The organism is Paenibacillus sp. B2(2019) (genome assembly GCF_008370385.1).
Taxonomy (GTDB): domain Bacteria; phylum Bacillota; class Bacilli; order Paenibacillales; family Paenibacillaceae; genus Paenibacillus_AQ.
Map to the genome: position 1 here is coordinate 1 of NZ_VTZR01000015.1, position 22,212 is coordinate 22,212.

Annotated in this window: 17 protein-coding genes and 2 pseudogenes; 13 read left to right on the forward strand and 6 right to left on the reverse strand. The window is 41.6% G+C overall.

The window, feature by feature from the left end:
- The first annotated feature begins 644 nt into the window (after positions 1-644).
- From PAENI_RS13225 to PAENI_RS13235, 3 genes are all read left to right on the forward strand, one after another.
- A complete protein-coding gene (locus PAENI_RS13225; protein ID WP_149645584.1) occupies positions 645-1,280 on the forward strand; it encodes a glycoside hydrolase family 11 protein in 636 nt (211 codons plus the stop codon).
- 151 nt (positions 1,281-1,431) lie between these two features.
- Positions 1,432-2,265 (forward strand): formylglycine-generating enzyme family protein, encoded by an 834-nt coding sequence (locus PAENI_RS13230; protein ID WP_149645585.1) that lies wholly within the window; start codon positions 1,432-1,434, stop codon positions 2,263-2,265.
- Positions 2,266-2,577: 312 nt separating this feature from the next.
- On the forward strand, positions 2,578-3,705 hold the full coding sequence (locus PAENI_RS13235; RefSeq protein ID WP_149645586.1) for a glycoside hydrolase family 11 protein: 1,128 nt from the start codon (positions 2,578-2,580) through the stop codon (positions 3,703-3,705).
- Positions 3,706-3,838: 133 nt separating this feature from the next.
- Here PAENI_RS13235 and PAENI_RS13240 read toward each other — a convergent pair whose 3' ends face one another.
- Positions 3,839-4,921, reverse strand: coding sequence for a GntR family transcriptional regulator (locus PAENI_RS13240; protein WP_149645587.1), 1,083 nt, complete (start codon positions 4,919-4,921; stop codon positions 3,839-3,841).
- A 262-nt stretch (positions 4,922-5,183) separates the two neighbouring features.
- Here PAENI_RS13240 and PAENI_RS13245 point away from each other — a divergent pair, with 262 nt between their 5' ends.
- Genes PAENI_RS13245 through araA form a run of 3 tightly spaced genes read left to right on the forward strand, consistent with a single transcriptional unit; the run spans position 5,184 to position 8,960 of the window.
- Positions 5,184-6,791: a xylulokinase gene (locus tag PAENI_RS13245; RefSeq protein ID WP_149645588.1), complete on the forward strand. Its 1,608-nt coding sequence runs from the start codon at positions 5,184-5,186 to the stop codon at positions 6,789-6,791.
- A 16-nt stretch (positions 6,792-6,807) separates the two neighbouring features.
- Complete coding sequence (locus tag PAENI_RS13250; protein ID WP_042188210.1) at positions 6,808-7,503, forward strand: L-ribulose-5-phosphate 4-epimerase; 696 nt, start codon at positions 6,808-6,810, stop codon at positions 7,501-7,503.
- A 32-nt stretch (positions 7,504-7,535) separates the two neighbouring features.
- Positions 7,536-8,960 carry an L-arabinose isomerase gene (gene araA / locus PAENI_RS13255; RefSeq protein WP_149645589.1) on the forward strand — a complete coding sequence of 475 codons (1,425 nt, stop codon included), beginning with the start codon at positions 7,536-7,538 and terminating at the stop codon, positions 8,958-8,960.
- An 83-nt stretch (positions 8,961-9,043) separates the two neighbouring features.
- Here araA and PAENI_RS13260 read toward each other — a convergent pair whose 3' ends face one another.
- The 3 genes and pseudogenes from PAENI_RS13260 to PAENI_RS13270 all read right to left on the reverse strand — a co-directional run bounded on the left by PAENI_RS13260 (position 9,044) and on the right by PAENI_RS13270 (position 11,834).
- A complete protein-coding gene (locus PAENI_RS13260) occupies positions 9,044-10,186 on the reverse strand; it encodes a family 8 glycosyl hydrolase (protein WP_149645590.1) in 1,143 nt (380 codons plus the stop codon).
- A 49-nt stretch (positions 10,187-10,235) separates the two neighbouring features.
- Positions 10,236-11,210, reverse strand: a pseudogene (locus PAENI_RS13265) (glycoside hydrolase family 43 protein).
- Between the two features lie 141 nt (positions 11,211-11,351).
- On the reverse strand, positions 11,352-11,834 hold the full coding sequence (locus PAENI_RS13270; protein ID WP_149645591.1) for a nucleoside deaminase: 483 nt from the start codon (positions 11,832-11,834) through the stop codon (positions 11,352-11,354).
- 151 nt (positions 11,835-11,985) lie between these two features.
- On the opposite strand from PAENI_RS13270, the gene PAENI_RS13275 reads away from it, so the two are divergent.
- From PAENI_RS13275 to PAENI_RS13295, 5 genes are all read left to right on the forward strand, one after another.
- A complete protein-coding gene (locus tag PAENI_RS13275; protein WP_149645592.1) occupies positions 11,986-12,435 on the forward strand; it encodes an OsmC family protein in 450 nt (149 codons plus the stop codon).
- 52 nt (positions 12,436-12,487) lie between these two features.
- The gene (locus PAENI_RS13280; RefSeq protein ID WP_042188220.1) at positions 12,488-12,850 is read left to right on the forward strand and encodes a hypothetical protein; all 363 of its coding nucleotides are present in this window, start codon (positions 12,488-12,490) and stop codon (positions 12,848-12,850) included.
- Entirely contained in the window at positions 12,831-13,781 is a 951-nt protein-coding gene (locus PAENI_RS13285; protein ID WP_149645593.1) for an LLM class flavin-dependent oxidoreductase, read from the forward strand. Before PAENI_RS13280 ends, PAENI_RS13285 begins: the two co-directional genes overlap by 20 nt.
- Before the next feature lie 40 nt (positions 13,782-13,821).
- The gene (locus tag PAENI_RS13290; RefSeq protein ID WP_149645594.1) at positions 13,822-14,850 is read left to right on the forward strand and encodes an AraC family transcriptional regulator; all 1,029 of its coding nucleotides are present in this window, start codon (positions 13,822-13,824) and stop codon (positions 14,848-14,850) included.
- 92 nt (positions 14,851-14,942) lie between these two features.
- Entirely contained in the window at positions 14,943-15,737 is a 795-nt protein-coding gene (locus PAENI_RS13295) for an SDR family NAD(P)-dependent oxidoreductase (protein WP_149645595.1), read from the forward strand.
- 59 nt (positions 15,738-15,796) lie between these two features.
- On the opposite strand, the gene PAENI_RS13300 is transcribed toward PAENI_RS13295, so the two are convergent.
- Positions 15,797-18,793 (reverse strand): ATP-binding protein, encoded by a 2,997-nt coding sequence (locus PAENI_RS13300; RefSeq protein ID WP_262495598.1) that lies wholly within the window; start codon positions 18,791-18,793, stop codon positions 15,797-15,799.
- A gap of 334 nt (positions 18,794-19,127) precedes the next feature.
- On the opposite strand from PAENI_RS13300, the gene PAENI_RS13305 reads away from it, so the two are divergent.
- The gene (locus PAENI_RS13305) at positions 19,128-19,928 is read left to right on the forward strand and encodes a phosphotransferase (RefSeq protein WP_149645597.1); all 801 of its coding nucleotides are present in this window, start codon (positions 19,128-19,130) and stop codon (positions 19,926-19,928) included.
- Positions 19,929-20,004: 76 nt separating this feature from the next.
- Positions 20,005-20,358, forward strand: coding sequence for a VOC family protein (locus PAENI_RS13310; protein WP_149645598.1), 354 nt, complete (start codon positions 20,005-20,007; stop codon positions 20,356-20,358).
- A 211-nt stretch (positions 20,359-20,569) separates the two neighbouring features.
- Here the strand turns inward: PAENI_RS13310 and PAENI_RS13315 are convergent.
- Positions 20,570-21,788: pseudogene (locus PAENI_RS13315) on the reverse strand (IS110 family RNA-guided transposase).
- Positions 21,789-22,212 lie beyond the last annotated feature (424 nt).

Sequence of the window (22,212 nt, forward strand, 5' to 3'; positions counted from 1 at the left end):
TATGACATGGCTACGAACTAAAATGGTTAGGGATATGATGTTGCCGGATTATGCGAATAATGCTAACAATGAGATTGAGCAGCTGAGTAATGATTTAATGAAATTTTTAAGTCAACATGATATCAAATCGGAAATACATGTTCAGTAATTTTTGTTAAAATATTATAGTATTTTTTAATTTTTTTTCGTTAAATCCTTCAATGTAGAGCTTATGAACCAATTGAACATCCATCTGGCCGACCAGATTATTCAAATATGTAATTGAAATATACACAAAGATACTTATAATCTACGAGGTGAAGTTCCTACTTTTGGAGAGGCTTGTAATGAACATAATTAATCTGATATATGACAAGTAAAAGGGGGACACTAAGTCCTCTTTTTTTTGTATGTTATTTCTTTATATTTCCATTTATAACCACAAAAGAACAATACTTTTTGGGGTAAAACCTTTAATTTGAACAGATTAAATTGTAAGTAATCTATGATAAGCTTCTATTTGAAATCGCTTACAATTATATAAATGGAAGGATGTGGTGATCTCGGGAGTTTTACCAAACAACAAAGAAAACCACAGACGATTGCTTGGAATACTAGAGGTCAGTCAAGTAGTATGTAATCAAAAAAATCTTAGGAGGTAGATTATGTTTAAGATGAATAAGAAAATCTTGACTGTTTTATTCGCAGCAACTATGAGCTTTAGCTTGTTTGCAGCAACTACAAATGCAGCGACAGATTATTGGCAAAATTGGACTGATGGTGGAGGAACAGTAAATGCTACGAATGGATCCGGTGGGAATTACAGTGTTACATGGTCAAACACCGGGAACTTTGTTGTCGGTAAAGGCTGGAATACCGGATCACCAACAAGGATAATAAACTACAATGCCGGCGTCTGGGCGCCTTCCGGTAATGGATATTTGACACTCTATGGGTGGACGAGAAACTCACTCATAGAATATTACGTCGTTGATAGCTGGGGCACTTATAGACCTACTGGAACATTTAAAGGTACCGTAACCAGTGATGGTGGCACATATGACATCTATACGACTACCCGAACCAACGCACCTTCTATTGACGGCACTGCAACTTTCAATCAGTTCTGGAGTGTAAGACAGTCGAAGAGAGCAACTGGGAGTAATGTTGCCATCACTTTTAGCAACCACGTTAACGCATGGAAGAAATATGGAATGAATTTGGGAAGTAGTTGGGCTTACCAAGTGTTAGCTACTGAGGGATATCAAAGTAGTGGGAGCTCTAACGTAACGGTGTGGTAACAGGTAAACTGTAGCCTCTTAATCGATGATATTCCTAAGGACTGCCGGTCTCACAACCGGCGGCCTTATTTATTCGAAAAGAATACTTACATACTACTAAGTTCATCGTCACGACTTATTATTTTCCTATCCGTTCAAAGGAGATAAATCAATGAGAAAACTATTGAGTTTCCTATTCATAACAACAATAGTTGTTATCAGCGCTTGCTCACAAGAAATGCCTGAAATGAGTAATGACAATGTATTTGTAAAGGGAGGGACTTTTATAAACACAAAGTCCAACTACAATGGTGCAACCCTATCGAACTTTTATATCGGTAAATATGAGTTAACTCAAAAAGAATGGATTGAGGTAATGGAAAGTAATCCCTCAGAATTCAAGGGCGACAATTTGCCGGTTGAAATGGTTAGCTGGTATGACGTTGTTGAGTACTGTAATAAGCGGAGTATAAAAGAGGGTTTAACACCCTATTACAATATAGATAAGAATAAAATAGATACAAATAATAAGAGCGAAAACGATAATATAAAATGGACCGTAACGATCAATGAAGGTGCTAATGGTTATCGATTACCGACAGAAGCAGAGTGGGAATATGCTGCAGGTGGAGGTCAATTAAGCAAGAGTTACACCTACAGTGGAAGCAATAATGCAGATGAGGTAGCATGGTATTGGAAAAACGCTGGAGATAAATACTTATCGGGAGAATGGAACTGGCCTATAATTGAAAACAACAATAATAAAACAAAATCTGTTGGTGTCAAACAGCCCAACGAGTTAGGACTTTATGATATGTCAGGGAATGTAAGGGAATGGTGTTGGAACTGGTATGGGGATAGGGGAAGCGATGTCGGTTCTTTCCGGGTTGTGAAGGGCGGCGGTTGGATCGGCAACATCACCAACAACGAGATATCTTTTCAAGGTAAGTTCGACGCAAATGGCATGGGACCTGATCAAGGCTTTCGTGTGAGTCGTGGTGAGTAAACGACGGGAAGGTTATTCTCTTTTAAGTTAAGACTCCATTTCGTAGGCAATGATAAAATGATCTAGCCAATAAGCTGTTTCCGGTACTCTACCGGAAGCAGCTTATTTAATTTCGTTTATTTCCAACTACAAAAGATCTAAACTTTTCACGGTATAAGCTTTAGTTTATGCATATGAAAAAATTAGGACAATGATAGAATCTAATTATTTCCGCTTACATTAATAAATATGGAATAAAAAGGAGGTTTATCAAACAGGTTGCACAGCATCTTAGTAAGACTAGTTGCAGTATAACCAAGAGGAGGACAGCAAATGAAACAAAAGAGAATGCGTTTGTTTTTAGTAATCATTATTTGTTTTATGCTTGCATTGCCTGCAGTAAGTGTAAATGCCGCAACAACGATCACATCTAATCAAAGTGGCACCCAAGACGGCTACTACTTTGAGCTATGGAAGGATTCCGGTAGCACGAGTATGACTCTTGATAGTGGAGGTACATTCAGTGCTCAGTGGAGCAACATCGGAAATGCTCTGTTCCGTAAAGGTAAGAAGTTCGATGAGACCCAGACACACCAGCAAATTGGAAACATAACTGTTAACTACAGTGCCAACTACCAACCAAACGGCAATTCGTATTTATGTGTCTACGGATGGACCGTTGATCCACTAATCGAATATTACATCGTTGATAGCTGGGGGAGCTGGCGTCCGCCTGGTGGAACGTCTAAAGGTACCATTACCGTTGATGGGGGAACATATGACATATATGAGACTACCAGAGTCAACCAACCTTCAATTAAAGGCACAGCAACCTTTAAACAATATTGGAGTGTCCGGACGACCAAACGTACAAGCGGAACCATATCTGTTAGTGAACACTTTAAAGCGTGGGAGAGCAGAGGAATGTCAAAGGGGAAGATGTATGAAACTTCGCTTACGGTAGAGGGTTATCAAAGTAGTGGAACAGCTACCGTGACTAGCAATACAATTACGATCGGAGGTAGCGGAGGTACGAATCCGACGCCAACGCCTAATCCGACTTCAACGCCAAACCCAACCTCCACACCAAATCCGGGCACAAGTACAAAAATAGAAGCTGAAAATATGACCAAAAGTGGTCAGTATACCTCCAATATAAGCTCACCATTCTCTGGAGTGGCTTTATACGCCAACAATGATCTAGTGAAATATACACAGAATTTTACGACCGGTACCCATAATTTTTCACTCCGCGGGGCTTCGAATAACTCCAATATGGCGAGGGTCGATTTGAAAATCGGCGGGGTAACCAAGGGCACCTTTTACTTCGGGGGAAACAGTCCCGCCGTTTATACTCTAAACAATGTCAATCATGGAACCGGAAATCAAGAGATCCAGCTCGTCGTAACAGCTGATAACGGGACATGGGATGCTTATCTTGATTATCTGGAAATCCAGTAATATTCCAAACACGGAAAATGGAGACGGACTACTTAATGTAGAGACAAAATGAAAAAAGCAACCTACCAGCCATGACTGGTGGGTTGCTTGCCTTGTATAAACGGAAAATTTATTTATCTGTTTAAATTACAACCTATCTCTCAACAACGGTCTCACCTTCAATTAATACAGGCTGATAATAAGTGTTGTTTGGAAGGTCTCTTTTTCCTTGTAGTTTCTTAATGACCCAATCCGCTGCATCGCGTCCCATGGCTTCTTGTGGGTGTGTCAAGGTGGTTAGTTTGATGTTCGCGTTTTTGGCGATATAGGAATTGTCTTGTCCGATAATCGATAATTCCTCCGGAATAGTGATCTCCAGCTGTCTACAGGCATGAACCACTTCCAACCCAACCTCGTCGTTATAACAAACAATAGCAGTGAGTGTATCTCTATTTTTATTCAGAAAATCCTTCAAGTCTGTAGATAACGTCTGTTTTGTCTCCGTGTTGAATGAAAAAATCTGCTCAGGATAAAATCGTAATTTGGATTCTCCGAGTGCTTTAATATACCCTTTCATCCGATACTTTCCTTGTAAATCATCCATTTTTGCAATGAGCCCTATTTGGGTGTGCCCTTTGGTTATCAATTCTTTTGTTGCCAAATAGCTGGACTGCACGTCATCAAGACAAAGGTACGGCAGTTCTATTTCTTCATAAAAGGCATTAATCATTATAATCGGAATATCCTGTTCCTTAAAAGAAAGGTAGTAAGCAATATTGGGGTTATATAGATTGCTTTTCGTCGGTTCAATAATTAAACCATCTACACCGTAGGACAGCATCATTTCCAGGGCCTTTTTTTCTTGAGCAACATCGTTATTTGTACTAGCTAATAGTAGAGAATAATTATCCTCATTTAGTCGACTCTCGATCCCACGGATAATGGAAGGAAAGATATAGTCGGAAATATAGGTCGTGATTACACCGATCGTCTTCTTATGGGAACTCCCGCCGGTCTTCGAACGATATTGGTTGCTGACATAAGTACCAGACCCTTTTTCGCTTCGCAGGAAGCCTTCGTTGGAAAGTTCTAAAATTGCTTTTCGAACAGTCTGCCGGCTAACTTCGTACATGGACTGCAAGGCAGATTCAGTAGGGATTTGTTCGCCAACATTGTAATCTCCCGAAAGGATTTTGCTTTTTATGTCATCTAATATCACTTGATACTTTGGTTTCATGTAATTCCTCTTTCCATTCTTGTTCGCTAAGTTATTCGTATATTCGGTAAATTTGTATGTACAAATTATAGCATGACAACGAAAAAAATAGAAAGGGGCTCTTTTTTTATACAGTTAAATCATTATTATCTCCATATTTGTATGTAAATATAACTATTCAATTGACAAATGTACGTACAAAAAATTATACTATAGCTGTCAATTAAGAAAGCAAATTCTTATCATGACCTTTTAAAAAAGCGCTCTCAGAGAGGTGACAAACGTGATATCGAATCGATTAAGCATCGAACCAGCGATTAATAAGGGAGAAACTTCGCTTGGTATTGAATTTGGGTCCACGCGCATTAAAGTTGTACTTATCGATCATAGCTTTCAAACGATCGCTTCTGGAAGTTACGAATGGGAAAATCAGTTGAAGGACGGTTTTTGGACGTACAACTTGGAAGATATTATCAAAGGTCTGCAAGACGCCTATCGCGAGATGAAGGAAGAAGTTGCACAAAAATACGGAATCACCCTTCAAACGGTTGGTTCAATCGGTTTTTCTGCAATGATGCATGGATACATGGCTTTCGACGAGCACAATGAACTGCTTGTTCCATTCCGGACTTGGCGTAATGCAACTACGGGTGCGGCTGCCAAAGCATTGACCGATCTGTTTGGGTTTAATATCCCAGAACGCTGGAGCATAGCTCATCTTTATCAGGCGATTTTGAATGAAGAAGAACATGTGCCACAGATACGTTTTGTTACGACACTAGCAGGATACATTCATTGGCTATTGACTGGAAATAAAGCACTTGGTGTTGGTGATGCATCCGGTATGTTCCCAATTGATGAAACTACAGGAAATTTTAACGCTTCCATGATACAGCAGTTTGATGAACTGGTTGCAAGCAAAGCTTATCCGTGGAAGACCAGTGATTTACTTCCTAAGGTGTATGTTGCAGGAGAGCAAGCAGGTATTTTAAGCGAAGCGGGAGCTAAAATTCTGGATCCATCGCTGCATTTACAATCAGGTATTCCGCTTAGTCCTCCAGAGGGGGATGCTGGAACCGGGATGGTTGCAACGAATAGCGTAAGAAAACGAACCGGGAATGTATCTGTAGGAACCTCTGTTTTTGCCATGATTGTATTAGAAAAAGAACTTTCCAAGGTTTATCCGGAAATTGATATGGTTACTACTCCGAACGGAAGTCCAGTGGGCATGGTTCATGCGAATAACTGTTCAAGTGACCTTAACGCCTGGCTAGGGTTATTCCGCGAATTCTATGAAGCCATGGGACACAAAGTGGATGCCAATAAATTGTACAGCGTGCTATTAAATAAAGCTTTGGAAGCAGATCCTGATGCCGGTGGATTACTAAGCTATGGTTATCTCTCAGGAGAGAATATTACTGGGTTAGAACAAGGTCGTCCGCTATTTGTCCGCTCGCCGGAGAGCAAATTCAATCTGTCCAACTTTATGCGTACACATCTATTCAGCGCCTTTGGTGCTTTGAAAATTGGAATGGACATTTTGACGAAGGAAGAGAATGTGGCCATTGATAGTATTTTAGGCCACGGCGGCTTATTTAAGACTCCTGTAGTGGGTCAAAAAATGATGGCAGCTTCAATGAATGTTCCTGTTTCCGTAATGTCGACTGCCGGTGAAGGCGGTGCATGGGGAATGGCTATTCTTGCCGCTTACATGATGAATAAAAATCAGGAAGAAAGTTTAGAAGACTTCCTCGATCAAAAAGTGTTCAAAGATGTTAAGGGTGAAGAAATTCATCCAGAGGCAACCGACATTAAAGGATTTGAAACCTTTATCGAACGTTATAAAAAGGGTCTGGCGATTGAGCAGTCCGCTGTTGACAATTTAGTGTGAAAATGGAGGTAGCAAGATGTTAGAACAACTTAAAGAAGAGGTTTTTCAAGCCAATCTGGAATTGCCGAAACAAGGACTTATTAAATATACATGGGGAAATGTGAGTGCAATTGATCGTGAAAGTGGATTATTCGTAATCAAACCTAGCGGTGTAGATTATGAAACAATGAAAGCCAGCGATATGGTAGTTGTTGATCTGGATGGCAATGTGGTTGAAGGAGATATGAGACCTTCCTCCGATACACCTACTCACGCCGTGCTTTATAAGCATTACTCCGAGATCGGGGGAATCGTGCACACGCATTCCACTTGGGCGACCATTTGGGCTCAAGCAGGACTAGATGTTCCTGTCATGGGAACGACCCATGCTGATACCTTCTATGGTTCCATTCCTTGTGCGCGTTTCTTGACGCAAGAAGAAGTCGATCGTGGTTACGAAGCGGAAACGGGTAATGTAATCATCGAGACCTTTGAACAACGTGGGATTGATATTATGGCGGTTCCTGGTGTTTTACTTAAAGGACACGGACCCTTTACTTGGGGGAAAAATGCGAAATCGGCGGTAATAAACAGCGTAGTTTTGGATGAAGTATCCAAAATGAATTTGTTTGCAAGAGAGCTGAATCATTTTGCTGAGGAGTTGCCACAACGTATTTTAGATAAACATTACTTGCGAAAACATGGAAAAGACGCTTATTACGGACAAAAATAATTAAACCACAAAATTACGAAAAGAGGATGAATATGTCAACAGCAGTAGCAAAAGAATTTTGGTTTGTCGTAGGTTCACAACATCTTTATGGGGAAGAAGCATTGGCTGAAGTTAAGGCGCATGCCCAAACGATGACAGATGCTTTGAATAAAAGTGGAGTTTTGCCTTACCCACTAGTATTGCAGGATTTGGCTGTCAGCGCAGATAAAATCACAAACATCATGAAAGAAGTCAATTACCGCGATGAAGTTGCCGGTGTTATCACTTGGATGCATACTTTCTCGCCTGCAAAAATGTGGATCCGTGGAACTAAAATGCTACAAAAACCTTTGCTACATCTAGCTACGCAATATAATGAAAGTATTCCATGGGCAACCATCGATATGGATTTCATGAATCTAAATCAAGCCGCTCATGGTGACCGTGAATATGGTTTTATTAACGCCCGGTTGAACAAACAAAACAAAGTGGTAGTAGGCTACTGGGAACGTCCTGAAGTCCAAAAGCAAATTGCAGAATGGATGGACGTAGCCGTTGCTTATAACGAAAGTTTTAATATCAAGGTCGCTCGCTTTGGTGACAATATGCGTAACGTTGGCGTAACCGAAGGAGATAAGGTTGAAGCCCAAATTCAATTTGGATGGACTGTTGACTACTTTGGTATTGGCGATCTAGTACAAATCATTAATGAAGTTAAAGAAGAAGAGATCGACGCCTTATTCGCTGAGTATTCAGAGCTGTATGAATTTGATTATGGGACTAACAGCAAAGAAGCTTGGGAAGCTAGCGTAAGAGTTCAAGCAAGCTATGAAATTGCTATTAAACGTTTCCTTGATCAAGGTGGCTACAACGCCTTCACATCGAACTTCGAAGATTTACACGGAATGAAACAACTTCCAGGACTTGCTGTTCAACGACTGATGGCACAAGGCTATGGTTTTGCTGGAGAAGGAGATTGGAAGACTGCAGCTCTCGATCGCTTGCTTAAAGTGATGAGCCATAACCAATCCACTGGCTTTATGGAAGATTACACTTATGAATTGACGGTTGGTCAAGAATCCATTCTTCAATCCCATATGCTTGAAGTAGATCCTACTTTGGCAAGCAACAAACCAAAAATTATCGTATCTCCACTGGGTATTGGTGGTAAAGACGATCCAGCACGTTTAGTATTTGACGGTAAAGCAGGAGACGGTGTGGTTGTTTCCATGGCTGACTTTGGGACTCATTACAAACTGTTGATCAATGAAGTTACTGCTTTCGAACCAACGGTTCCAGCTCCCAACCTTCCAGTAGCTCGTGTACTTTGGAATGTTAAACCTAACTTCCAAGATGGGGTTAAAGCTTGGATCGAAAATGGTGGCGGTCACCACACCGTTGTTTCATTAACGCTTACAACAGACCAAATTATTGCTTACGCAAAACTTGTTAACTTGGAATATGTAGTTATTAAATAATAGCAAAGCTTTGTTACGATTAATAGGACTCTATTCCTCGACCTTTTTGAGGAATGGAGTCCTATTGTTTTGTTCGATATACTTCAATAAATGCGATAGTTTCCACTTAGGGCCAATAAACTAAAGAAGTACAGACAGTTATCATAGTAACGACGGAGTCCAGTGCGCAATGGTGTATCCCAAAACAAACGGACAAAATGCTCTGCCTCCGGGCCATTAGAAGCAAGGGAAGCCATGGCATTGGTCGCCAACAGACCTGTCGGGTGCAGTGCCGGTTCGTCGAAGGGCTGTCCCTCAATGGTATACCGCCGGTAATCGGAAACTTCGATATTCCTAAAAAAAGCCTGAATCCGGTTACATTGATCGACCTGCCAGATGTCCTTTTGGAACCAAGCCCAGTCCAGACCGATATTAGCAGCTACCCGGTAAGCATCACTGAAAAAATGGCTGAAATCACCATGAGGCTGGGGTTCTGCCGGGGACCCGTTAAAATTAGCATATTCGGGAGCAAGGCCGGTTATCGGATGGCATGCAGTATGCAGATATGTGCGGCTGGCTTCCGCGGCTTCTCGCCAAAACATGTGGTCACGTTCGTCAGCCCACAAGGCGAACAAATCATAGAAATGGGGGAGATGGTAAGACGGATCACTGAAGGTGGATTCCGGTACGAATTTGATCAATTTAGTTTCCGCGTCCCACATTGAGTCGCCATCTCCTGTTTCAGTTTTATGTACACAAGCATGTAATATCGTTCGGGCCTGCTCAGAATAATTATAAGGTTCCGTACCGTTCCCCCAACGTTTTGAGGCAAAAAACAGAGCCATGGCGAAAAACTCTTCGCCGTCCGGTGCGGGTCCCTGAGAAATCCTTGTTCCGTCAGGCTTGCAGTGCCAAGCAAAGTAATTGGCATAGCGACCTTCTTTGTGCTGCATAAACGTCTTTGAGAAGTTCCATAGACGATCAAACTCTTCTTTTTTATTCATTTGAACGGCCATCATCATCCCGTAGGACATTCCTTCCGACCGAACGTCTAGATTACCTGTATCCAAGATATAGCTTTTATCCTCGTCCTGCGGATAGTATATTCGTACGTTCAGATCTCCGTAAAACAAATCATTCCAAGTTTCATTGAGTTTAGCGTTGATATCATCTTCAGAAAAGCCGAGCTCCTTAAATATATTGCGATATTCCCCCGTATAAAAAGCACCTTGTTGTGTCATTGTCATCAAAAACGCCCTCCTGTGAACTACAGCATGCAGTCCATTTTAATAAAAACTAAGGATGGATGATTTGAATGGTGCCATCATCGTTGTATCTCAGCTCTGTATATTTTACAGAACGCTTGTTGTCAGCTCCACCAGACAAAGAACTGTCATGATAAAATAAATACCATTTCTCTTTAAACTGAACAATAGAATGGTGCGTTGTCCAGCCTATCACTGGAGAAAGGATTTTCCCTTGATATTCATAAGGTCCAAGCGGATCTTTACTGATAGCGTATACAATATTGTGGGTAGTACCAGTGGAATAAGAAAGATAATAATATCCGTTGTATTTATGTACCCATGGACCTTCAAAATATCTTCTCTCTTCATCTCCAGCAAGAATCGGATTTCCGTTCGTATCGATGATGGATATTTCTCTAGGTTCACCTTCAAAGCTCAGCATATCCTCGCTCAACTCCGCTACGATAGGTCCAAGAGCTGGTACCGTTTCAGGCGGCCCCTCAGCATCCGGAACAAATGAGCCGGTTTGCCATTTTTCAAGTTGACCTCCCCAAAGACCACCAAAGTATATATACGATTTACCATCATCATCAACGAAAACGGCGGGATCAATGCTATAACTACCGGGAATGTAGTTTGGTTCAGGTGTAAATGGTCCGGAAGGTGAAGCTGAGGTGGCGACCCCGATACGGAAAATATCGTCATGGTCTCTGGCAGGGAAAAACAAATAGTAGGTATTGTTTTTGTATGCTGCATCCGGAGCCCACATTTGCTGCTTAGCCCATGGAACATCCTTCACATGAAGCACTTCACCGTGGTCAACACAAGGGGAGCCATCTCCATCAATAGAAAGAACATGGTAATCCTCCATATTATATTGGTCACCATTGTCATTAGAGATCATTTCGTGATCCAGGTCATGTGAGGGATAAATATAAATTTTGCCTTAAAATACATGAGCGGAAGGATCCGCAGTATAAATATGAGTTACGAGAGGTTCATTGGGCTGCACAGGCTTTGTCAAATCATGTCCTCCTATAAAGTTAATCGCTTACAAAGTTAATGGTATAAGAACTTTAGGACTCTGTATATATAGCAACTATAGTTTATACCCCACAAAGTTTAGAACATAAAAAAGAACCTTTATTCAAAGGTTCTTTTTTTACTACTGTCTTTGTCCGTGGAATTGTCGATGAAGTTCCCGCACTTGTTCTGCAAGCTCCGTTACAGGGCCATCTACGACTGCATTATGGATAACTTCCTGAATGGTCAAATTACGGACAGGTGATGCTGCAATGCCTATTTCGCTTAACCACTGTGATAATTGCTGCGAAGAACTGGCATATACAATCCTTCCTAATTGAACCCAACCGTGAGCCGCCGCACACATAGGGCAATGTTCCCCGGAAGTATACACAGTTGCCTGCATACGTTCTTCCAGTGACATATTCTGAGCTGCCCAGCGAGCTAAAGCGAATTCGGGGTGCTGAGTATGGTCACCACCGCCTACATGGTTACTGTCTTCGGCCAAGACCTCTCCATTTGCTGAGACCAGGATGGAGCCGAAAGGTTCGTCCCCAACCTCGAGTGCAATTCGGGCAAGTTCAATACAACGCTGAAGATGTTTGATATCTGTATCGTTTATCATGATGATAGAGCCTCCTGAAATTTAATTAATAGATAAATCTTACGAACAGTAGGCCTGAGCCTGTTTGTTCACCGCATTCTTCTATGTTAGCATGTAAAGTATTCGATTAAAAATATGTCATGCAATTTCAAGATAGGGAGGACATCTAGAAATGAAACACCCATTTATATTAAATGCCGTATGGAACGGCGGTCGTAATAGTGATGGAACGATTGAAGCTGGACAACTCAAGACTCAAATCTCCATTCCGAAAGAAATGGGCGGGCCAGGAGTTGGAACGAATCCGGATGAGATGCTACTGGGTGCGGCGGCAACCTGCTATCTCATAACACTGGCAGCTATGCTGGAGCGATCAGGGCTTACGACTTCCAGCCTGACGTTAACATCAGAGGCGACAGTGGATGTAACAAATAACATTTTTACATATGAAGCGATCAAACATTCACCCATCATCACACTTACCGAAGATGCGTCACAGGACGATATTGATAAAGCAATTCGTATTGCCCATAAAGCAGAAGGCTCTTGTATGATTTCCAGAGCTGTAGCAGGAAACGTACAAATTACCACAGAGCCAACAGTGCTAACATTAAGTATGTAAGGTTAAGTTCTAAAGGAGTTATCCCTTAGGAATCAGAGAGGAGAAATTAACTTTGAACGTTGAGTTGTATAAGGATTTGATCAAGGATGAACGTGGGAATTATTACGTAGCGGTACAAAAAGAGGGCAATGAACTGACCTTGGTAAATGCAATGCTTGAGCGTTCTTATCAGGACCTGCTGGAATTTAATGAAGAGTTTAAAAAGAAATATGCGGAATACGAGCACCAGTTCATCGGCAAAGTGATTATGGATAAGCTGCGGCACGATGTTGTGTTCGCGTCAAAAGAAGACGGCCATGGACGAATGTATAATCTGGCAGCGATTGCCGGCGATTACAAGGTTACTTTTATTGATATGATTGAATTTTACCGAAACCCTCGAGTAGGACGTAGCCATGACAACGACATCCATTAAGCTTAGCGTTTTGGACCTTGTACCTGTATTTGATAATGTGGATGCAAGCTTTGCTTTAGGACAAGCGGTGGAAATGGCTCAAACAGCTGAAAGACTGGGATATACTCGTTATTGGGTTGCCGAACATCATGATATGCCGGGCTTAGCGTGTACCTCCACAGAGGTGTTTTTATCGCATGTCGGAGCAAGAACACAGCATATTCGCATCGGATCGGGAGCTTTATTGCTGCCGCACTATAAGCCGTTAAAAGTAGTGGAAACTTTTCATTTGCTGGCAAGTTTATATCCGGGACGCATCGACCTTGGGTTAGGTAGGGCTCCTGGGGGTGCTGCTGAAGTAAGCTTAGCGCTAAGCGGAAATTTTCTCGAAAATGTTTGGAAAATGCCGGAACTGCTTAAGGGAGTCACCGAATTGTTGCAGGGGAACTATTCATATGAAGGACGTCAGATAACCGCCCGTCCGACTCCACCCGAATCGCCAGAGCTGTGGATGCTGGGTACAAACAAGAAAAGTGCGGCATATGCTGCCGAGTTTGGAGCAGGCTATGTGTTTGGTCAATTCATGAGCGATGTAGCTGGGGAAGAGATTTTGCAAGCTTACCGTGAAGCTTTTATCCCTTCTTCAGTTAATGCTAGCCCTCGGGCCATCGTAGCTGTTGGCGTTATTTGCGCCGAGACTGAGGAAGAAGCAGAGCGGCTAGCCTCTTCCGGTATGACATTATTTCAACAAGAAGGCTCAGCCGAAGAGAAATCTAAGCTTTTGGAACGCAAACTGCTGATAGGCACACCCAAAAGCATCAAAGAAAAGCTGGAACAGTTATCTCACTTGTATGGAGTTGATGAATTCATTATCGTTACTATGATTCCAAACTATGAGAAACGGTTGCATTCGTTTGAGTTGCTTGCCCGTGCTTGCTTGAATTCTAACTAGCCCTTTCTTCATGCAATGATGCTAAAGGAGGTCCACATAGATGCAGACTCATACTTCTGACTCCATTAAAATCCCTCCCGGATTTTGGGCTGGATTAATTCAATTAGGGATAACCGCTCAAGATATAGCCAGTAAAGCAAGTCTTCCCCTGAGCCTTATCACGGAGTCAGCAGTCACCACAACCCAATATTTCGCTATTTGGCAGGCATATTCGGATCTCGTTGGAGACACTGCTGAGGGAATCATCAAGCTAGCAACCGTTTTTGAAACCACACAATATCCGCCGACCGTCTTAGCCACTTATCATGCTAAAGATTATCGCGACGCTCTAAACCGAATGGTGCGCTATAAACGAATGTGCCCTCCAGAAAGCTTGCATATCATCGAAGAGGGAGAGTTGTGTACAATCGAATTGAATTGGCAGCCTCCCGAGTATTCCGGTCCACCGCTGCTGCTTGGCCTTACACTGGCGTTTTTACTGGAGCTTGGGCGGCGGGGAACAGGTATACCTCTGACAGCACAGTTTGTAGAATTTTCACAACCCATAGGGAATTTACAGGTTCTTGAAGCTTATTTCGGCTGTCGAATTCAGATCGGTGCTGAGACTAACCGCTTAACACTACGACGTAGTGACTTGGATCTTCCCTTTATCTCGTATAACGAAGAGTTGCTAGAGATTCTGACTCCCGTTTTGGATCGGACACTTGCTGAACAGCACGGCAGTCGCTCAATTACTGAAAGGGTCAAATGGAATATGAAACGCAGCCTTAGCGGAGGCCAACCCGAGATTCAAACCGTTGCTAAAGAGCTAAGGATGAGTGCTCGTACCTTACAGCGGAGGCTTACTGAAGAAAATACGAGCTTCAAGCATTTGCTGACACAAGCCAGACATGAGGAGGCGCGAGCGTATTTAGCAGATCCTTCCCTCGATGTTAAAGAGGTGGCTTTCTTGATCGGATATGAAGATCAGAACTCGTTCTACCGTGCCTTCCGACTTTGGGAAGGAGATACTCCTTCAAATTGGCGTGTTAAACAAGAAGTTTGGCGCAAGACACTAGTTACTGAATAATCCCGGTAAGATAGTATAAATACTAGCCGATGCTCAGTACAGTTCTTGAGAAACTGCTAATTAACTCGCCATGATTAAAGGAGAAATGAAATATGGATATGGGATTAAACAATAAGACAGCTTTAATTACAGGATCTACAAAAGGTATTGGTAAAGCTATCGCCTTTGAACTTGCCAACGAAGGCGTTAATGTACTAATAAATGGACGTAATTTTGAAAAGGTAGAACAAACAGTAAATGAAATTAAAGCAAAATTTCCGGAAACTTCTCCACTGAATGCTACAGCCGATATTGTAGATATGGAGCAAAGAGAAGCTTTATTTGAAAAACACTCCCATATCGATATTTTAGTTAATAATATGGGGATTTATGAACTGATGAGCTATGACGACGTTGATGATGAAATATTTGAAAAATACATCCGTACGAATGTTCTTGCTGCAAATGGATTAACAAAATTTTATTTACCAAAAATGTTAGAAAACAATTTTGGTCGCGTGATCTTTATCGCTAGTGAAGAAGCAATAATGCCGTCAGCTCAAATGCCACAGTATGCAATGACAAAATCAATGCTATTATCATTAGCAAAAAGCTTATCTAAATTAACAATCGGAACAGAAGTTACCGTCAATACTATCATGCCAGGACCAACACTCTCTGAAAACGTGCGCCAAATCATTGATGGAATGTACCCAGATGAAGCGTTGACCTTTTCAGAAAAAGAGAAAAACTTCATGGCTAAAAACTTACCTCAATCTGAAATACAGCGATTTATTAAACCTAATGAAATAGGTAGACTAGCAGCATTTTTGAGCAGTCCCTATGCCTCTGCATTTAAAGGTTCTCCGATCCGTATGGATGGGGGCATGGTACCTACTATTTTCTAAATGTAGTATCGATACAAAAAAAGCCACTCCTTATGGAATGGCTTTTTTTATTTGATATATCATTCACTGTCCTCCGGTATAACAAAGGATACCAAAGTACCTTCATCTTGTTTACTTTGAATAAAAAGACCCTGACCATACAATTGCATCAGTCTTCGATGGGTGTTAGCCAGTCCGATGCCACTTTTAGCTTTCATGGTCGGTTCCAGCAACAACGCGAGCGTTCTATGATCCATACCTTGCCCATTATCCTCCACTTCGATCTTTACAGCATTGTCTAGACGTGTGATCCGAATATAAACGGTACCCCCCTGTTGACGCTTGAGCAGACCATGCTTAATAGCATTTTCTACCAAGGGTTGGATGGATAGAGGGGGTAACAGGATATTAATGTCTGGATCTACCTCCCAAACAACGGAAATTCGTTCTGCAAATCGTGTTTGTTCAATATACAAATAAGATTCTACCAGCTCTAGTTCATGAGAAAGGTTCACGAGTTCTCCGATATTTAAAAAGTCAAAGCTGATTCGCAAAAAGGAAGTAAATGCAGTGATGAGCTCTTGCATCTTTTTAGTATCCATATCACTGAGTGCCGCAATAGAGTTCAATGTATTGAACAAGAAATGGGGTTGAATCTGTGCCTGTAGATAAGCCGCTTCAATACGCACCCGTTCATTAAAAGAAATTTTCATCGCTGTTAATGCTCGAATGCGATATTTGAGTTCAACTGCATCCACCGGTTTGGTAACATAATCATTTGCGCCGGAGTAGAATCCAGTGTAAATATCCTCAGGTTGACTGCGGGCAGTCAGCAATAGTACTGGAAGCTCATATAGGGAATAACGAGCGCGAACCCTTTGCGTTAATTCATATCCTGACATATGCGGCATCATTACATCACTAATCAGTAAATCCCAACTCTTTTTATCTAGCCAATCCAGTGCCTCTTGCGCTGAGTTCACTGTCGTAATGAGATAAGGTTCGTTTTCGAGTATGCCCTTTAGTACATTCAGATTAACAGGGTCATCATCTACCACCAAGAGATTCACCTTCGCATCTGTAAAGAGTGGCGGGATTTTGTCAGTGTGTTGATTAGTTTGTTCGGAAATCCCCCATTCAGCCATCTGCTTATAAATCTCATCTGGTGTATACGTTGTTATAGGTGCAACCTCTCTTACTATCTGTTCGCTATAGGAATCAGCAAGGGGGAGTGCAAAACTGAAAGTTGAACCTTTGCCGAGTTCAGAATGTATGCTCAAGCTGCCACCATGTAGTTCTACCAACTGCCTACTAATGCTTAGTCCCAGTCCAATTCCACGCCCGTCATTTATTCCGTGAGGGCCTTGCTCATAGGGGAGGAATACCCGCGCCAGGGTCTCTTCGGTCATGCCTACTCCGGTATCTGTTACATATATAAAGACATGAGCGTCTTTTTCCTCAGCTGAAACAGAAACAAGTCCTTGCTCGGTGTATTTGAGCGCGTTGTGCACTAGATTTAATAATACTTGTACTAGTCGTTTCTCATCCGCAAGAATAGGAGGCATAGATTCTGGTATGTTCATGGATAGCCGTACCGGTTTGCCTTCAATCATATATTGAAGCATATTGATGACTCCGGGAACCACCGATTGAACCAAAATAGGCTCCTGATGCAAAATAACGCGATGCTCTTGAAGACGTACTACATCCAGTAGATCACCAAGCATATGGGACATACGGCGGCTGATAGTAATCAGTAACTCCATATCTTGCCGGCTACTCTCGTAGAGTCTATCCTTTTCCTTCGTTATTATATTTTGCGCGATATTCATAATTCCATGAACTGGTGTTCGCAGCTCGTGAGAAGTATTGGCGAGAAACTGATCCTTGAGTTTGTCCGCTTTTTTCAGCTGTTCATTTAGCTCCATGTTCTCTTTGGCATTCTGAAAATACTTTTTAAACCAATAAGCTGAGAAGCCAACGATGGCGGCAATAATATCCACAGGATAGTAGACAATTGAATAATGGCCGTTATTATCCCACAAATTCCATAACAAATTAGAGATGATGGCCGCACCTGATATCAGTAGAAAAACAACATCTTTTTCATCTTGCCTTTTGAACAATAAGCGCCCCAAGCTATATATTAACCAGATGAAGGGGATATACTGAAACACTTGAATGATTCCCCAGTGAATCGATGTACTGACCAAATAAGCAGGAACGATAAATATAAATAAGGTATAAAGGAAAAGACACCACGTGTAAGCACGTAACCACTTGTTGACTTCGGCACCTGAGGTGAATTTCCTGAAAACAAGCAGAATAAAAAGGTTCTGCCATAAGAAGGCGATTAAACGGATTTTTAATGACCAAGTGTAATTAATCGGCAGTAATGCTAGAACTAAATTGTCATTTCGGGCTAAAAGGATTACGGCTACAGATAATGTCATTAGCCCTACAAGAAACAGGGCACGTTCTTTAGGATTAAATAAATACAGAATACAGGCATACAGCCCATGTAGTAGCAGGATGATTGCAGTAAGCATTTGAAATCCAACGGTATAAAAATTTGTCCGGTTAACCACTTCCTGAGAGCCAAAGAAAATAGGCCCACTAATACCGCCTTTATAGGGGTGATCAAAGTTTGCTACCTGAATAAGCACATCTATTTCTGTCATATTTTCCGAAAAATATGATGCTGTAAATGAGGTGGTTTTTGGTGCATATGTATTGGCATCGAGAGAAACTGTCCCATTATTGAGAATAGGGGTACCGTTAATTTCCACACTGGAGGCGGAATAAATTTGTTTGATCCAGAACGAGATAGGCTCCTGAAGCGGTTCTACCAAAATACGCAGACGGTAAGTCCCGTATCCATATGAAGTTGTCTGATCAGTTCCGATAGCGTGGCTCCATTTCCCAGGAACTTGAAGCGCTTGGGATTGCTTTGGGATAGTGGAAGTCTTGGATGAAACAAATTGCGAAGGATAGAAGATCCATTCACCATCTAGCCTGAATAAGTTAGCTTTCTCCAGATCCTGGCCACGTAAATCCAGTACACCGTTGCTAATCATAGGTACATTGTTGGAAATCTTAAATATGCTGAACCAAATGCAGCGTAGGCCAAAGAGAATGCTGATAAAAAGTAGAATGATTGCTAATTTGTTTAGGATAGTATTATTTTTCATGAGAACATTATAGCAAATAATTCTAATCTAGATTCTAAAATGGATTTATTTATATAAGATGAGCAAATGCCAGCAATGATCTTAAAGGACAGTATAGTTATAATTGTTCTTTCTAAACAATAACTTGTAAATATTGTTATTATTAGAGAGGGAGTTTTCATCGCTAACAGGTCAATAATCTGCAATAGGTAATGCACTGAATAGAAAAGGAATGAACCTAATGCCTAAGGAAGAAGTGTTAAAAGGCGGTAATGTAAATCATATAGTCCGTATGGCGAACACTGTTCGCCGCCCTATAGGTTATTGGAGTCCGAATGTTCATGAACTACTCAAACATTTGGAACAACAGGGCTATGAGGGAGCACCAAAATTCCTCGGAATCGATGATTCTGGTCGTGAAATATTGACATTTATTTCTGGAGAAGTTCCAGGGAATAATTATCCAAACCTTGAACCGTATATGTGGACGGACGAAACGCTTGTGGGTCTGGCACACCTTATACGTCGTTTCCATGATGTGACTACAGTGTTCAGGCCCAATATGGAGGACAGATGGCAGCTTAGCTATGCCGATGATGCCGAACATGAAGTGATCTGTCATAATGACGCAGCGTTGTATAATGTTGTCTTTCAAAAGGAGGCTCCTGTGGCGCTCATTGATTTCGACATGGCAGGTCCAGGTCCGCGTATGTGGGACATTGCGTACACCCTTTACACATCTGTTCCACTTGCGAGTTTTGCACCTGACCATACTTCTGGAACCATAGTAGCATACCAATGTGAAATACATGACGTAGAGCGACGTCGGCGAATTCATTTGTTTTTTGAAGCTTATGGAATTCCCGTCCCAAATAATCTGCGACAGTGGATTATACAACGTTTGATAGTACTGTGTGATACATTGAGAAATGGTGCTGGTGATGGGAATCCTGCCTTTCAGAAAATGGTTGATGAGGGACACTTGGCCCACTATGAGAGTGAGATTCGGTTTGTAACAGATCATTTCGAAGATTGGATATAAAAATCGGATATTCCGCTCACGGACAGGATCATTGAATAAAATTAAAAAAGTATACCATTAGAATTGAGGTCTGAGAATGAGTGTAAAACGAATTATCACAAATATTAAAACGCAGAATGTTTCGGCAGCAAAAAGCTTTTACCAGGACGTGCTCGAGCTTGATTTATTGATGGATCATGGTTGGATTGAAACATACGGCTTACTGGGGAAGGAGAACATTCAAATAAGCTTCGCATCACAGGGCGGCTCCAATACGCCTACTCCTGATCTATCGATTGAAGTTGATGATGTCGATGCTGTGTTTGAACGTATGAAGAGTGCTGGATATACGATAGAATATGGACCTGTTGATGAGCCTTGGGGTGTTCGGCGATTCTATGTCCGCGACCCATTTGGCAAACTTATCAACATCCTTGCTCATGGACATTAGATAAACGGTCACGGCGTGCAGAAATCTAGATTATTAAACAATCATGAAACGATAGTGGAGGAGCTTCCTATAGGGTAGCTCCTTTTATTATTAAACTCCCATGAAAATTAAATCTGCAGTAACTGTAAAAAAGCAAAGTAAATAAGACGCAGTCCATTCATTTTTTTGAATGTCACAGCATCCGAAATAAGAATATGAGTGTCTTAATGAATTAGGAGACTTCTGCAATAGTTACAGAATAGCCTAAGTTTTCTAGTCTTCGAACTGCGTATTTCACAATAGATTGTTGCTTCTGCTTGTCAAAGTAATCTTCGCCTAGATCCACATACATTTCTTCACGAGTCAACAAATAGTAGGCTATTCTCAACATAGCATGCGCGACAGAGATTGCAGCCCTTTTTCTTCCTTTTCTTGCCGCTGTTCGTCTGTACATGGCACCAAGATAGTTCTTTGAGGCTGCTACGGAATGGGCTGCTTCAACTAAGGCGGACTTCAAATATTTGTTTCCGTTTTTAGATTTAGCAGATTTTCTTTTTCCTGCACTTTCGTTATGCCCAGGCACAAGTCCAGTCCATGAGCATAAATGCGCAGCACTTGGAAACTGCTTCTTAATGTTGGCCCCAATTTCGGCTAAGATTTGTTCTGCCATTCGAGTAGCTATTCCAGGAATTGAATCTAAACGTTCGACATCGTCAGAAAATGGAACAACCCTCGTAGCGACTTCCTGGTCTAGTACTGTGATTTGTTCACTTAAAAAAATCAATGTGAGTTAAAATAGTCTTAATCATCAAGCGTTGATGAGGGTTTACATAGCCGTGTAAAGCAAGTTCAAGTTCATTCTTCTTTCGTTTCATGGTGCGTCTAGCAAAGTTCTCTAGTTTCTCAGGATCATCCTCACCATCAGCAATAGCATGAAGCATATCACGAGAGGAGACACCCATAATATCAGAGACAACAGAGCTGAGCTTAATATTGGCTCCTTCTAACACTTTTTGAATTCGATTATGTTGTCTAGCTCGTTCTTCGATAATACTCCGACGGTAACGAACAAGTTCTCGAAGCTCCCGTTGATTTCGATCTGGAATGAAACTTGCTTTAAGTAACCCATGACGAAGAAGCTTTGCAATCCATTCGGAGTCTTTGACATCTGTTTTACGTCCAGGCAAAGCTTTCATATGCTGGGCATTCACCACTAAAAATTCAACGCCTTCAGCTTCAAGTAAATTTACAATAGGCTTCCAAAATACACCTGTACTTTCCATAGCGACGTGAGTGCATTCATGTTGTTTAATCCAGTCAATTAATTGTAAAAGAAACACTGTTTTAGTCGGAAACGTTTGAATCTCCTTTCCATTAGACATTAGAATACATGCGGTAATGTTATTCTTATGAATATCCATACCACATGCCCGTTCAACTACGATTTCCACTCTAAAGTATCCTCTCTACGGCTAAATTAGGTAAGAGGCTGGTGCAACAATCAGAGTAGGATTAATCTCCCATGAGTGCTTCCCGAAAGGGAGCGACAATCTGTGATGCACCGTGATCGTTGGAGTCAGACTAACGGATGGGCTCGTAGGCACCATAGCTTATCGACCTTCCTCTCCCAGCCATAATAGCAGTATTAACAGATACATATATTTTCATCATCTGTGGTGCGGCGCTTGCGCTGCATGTATGGCTAACGGGACACGATAGCACAATAAACACCAGCTGTGCTGCCGATTAATTTAATCGGTAGCCTTTATTACGCTAACGGGCAGACGGGTTTTATAGTCTGAAAGTAACTGTTATAATTTGGTTGTACCCGAAAATAGTCGAGAAAAGTTGAGAAGAGAAAGGTGAGATGAGGAG

Bases quoted from the DNA above. Each gene is read 5' to 3' on its own strand.
- PAENI_RS13225 (WP_149645584.1), top strand. From the start codon at position 645: ATGTTTAAGATGAATAAGAAAATCTTGACTGTTTTATTCGCAGCAACT.
- PAENI_RS13230 (WP_149645585.1), top strand. From the start codon at position 1,432: ATGAGAAAACTATTGAGTTTCCTATTCATAACAACAATAGTTGTTATC.
- PAENI_RS13235 (WP_149645586.1), top strand. From the start codon at position 2,578: ATGAAACAAAAGAGAATGCGTTTGTTTTTAGTAATCATTATTTGTTTT.
- PAENI_RS13240 (WP_149645587.1), bottom strand. From the start codon at position 4,921: ATGAAACCAAAGTATCAAGTGATATTAGATGACATAAAAAGCAAAATC.
- PAENI_RS13250 (WP_042188210.1), top strand. From the start codon at position 6,808: ATGTTAGAACAACTTAAAGAAGAGGTTTTTCAAGCCAATCTGGAATTG.
- araA (WP_149645589.1), top strand. From the start codon at position 7,536: ATGTCAACAGCAGTAGCAAAAGAATTTTGGTTTGTCGTAGGTTCACAA.
- PAENI_RS13260 (WP_149645590.1), bottom strand. From the start codon at position 10,186: ATGACAATGACACAACAAGGTGCTTTTTATACGGGGGAATATCGCAAT.
- PAENI_RS13270 (WP_149645591.1), bottom strand. From the start codon at position 11,834: ATGATAAACGATACAGATATCAAACATCTTCAGCGTTGTATTGAACTT.
- PAENI_RS13275 (WP_149645592.1), top strand. From the start codon at position 11,986: ATGAAACACCCATTTATATTAAATGCCGTATGGAACGGCGGTCGTAAT.
- PAENI_RS13285 (WP_149645593.1), top strand. From the start codon at position 12,831: ATGACAACGACATCCATTAAGCTTAGCGTTTTGGACCTTGTACCTGTA.
- PAENI_RS13290 (WP_149645594.1), top strand. From the start codon at position 13,822: ATGCAGACTCATACTTCTGACTCCATTAAAATCCCTCCCGGATTTTGG.
- PAENI_RS13295 (WP_149645595.1), top strand. From the start codon at position 14,943: ATGGATATGGGATTAAACAATAAGACAGCTTTAATTACAGGATCTACA.
- PAENI_RS13300 (WP_262495598.1), bottom strand. From the start codon at position 18,793: ATGATTAGCAACGGTGTACTGGATTTACGTGGCCAGGATCTGGAGAAA.
- PAENI_RS13305 (WP_149645597.1), top strand. From the start codon at position 19,128: ATGCCTAAGGAAGAAGTGTTAAAAGGCGGTAATGTAAATCATATAGTC.
- PAENI_RS13310 (WP_149645598.1), top strand. From the start codon at position 20,005: ATGAGTGTAAAACGAATTATCACAAATATTAAAACGCAGAATGTTTCG.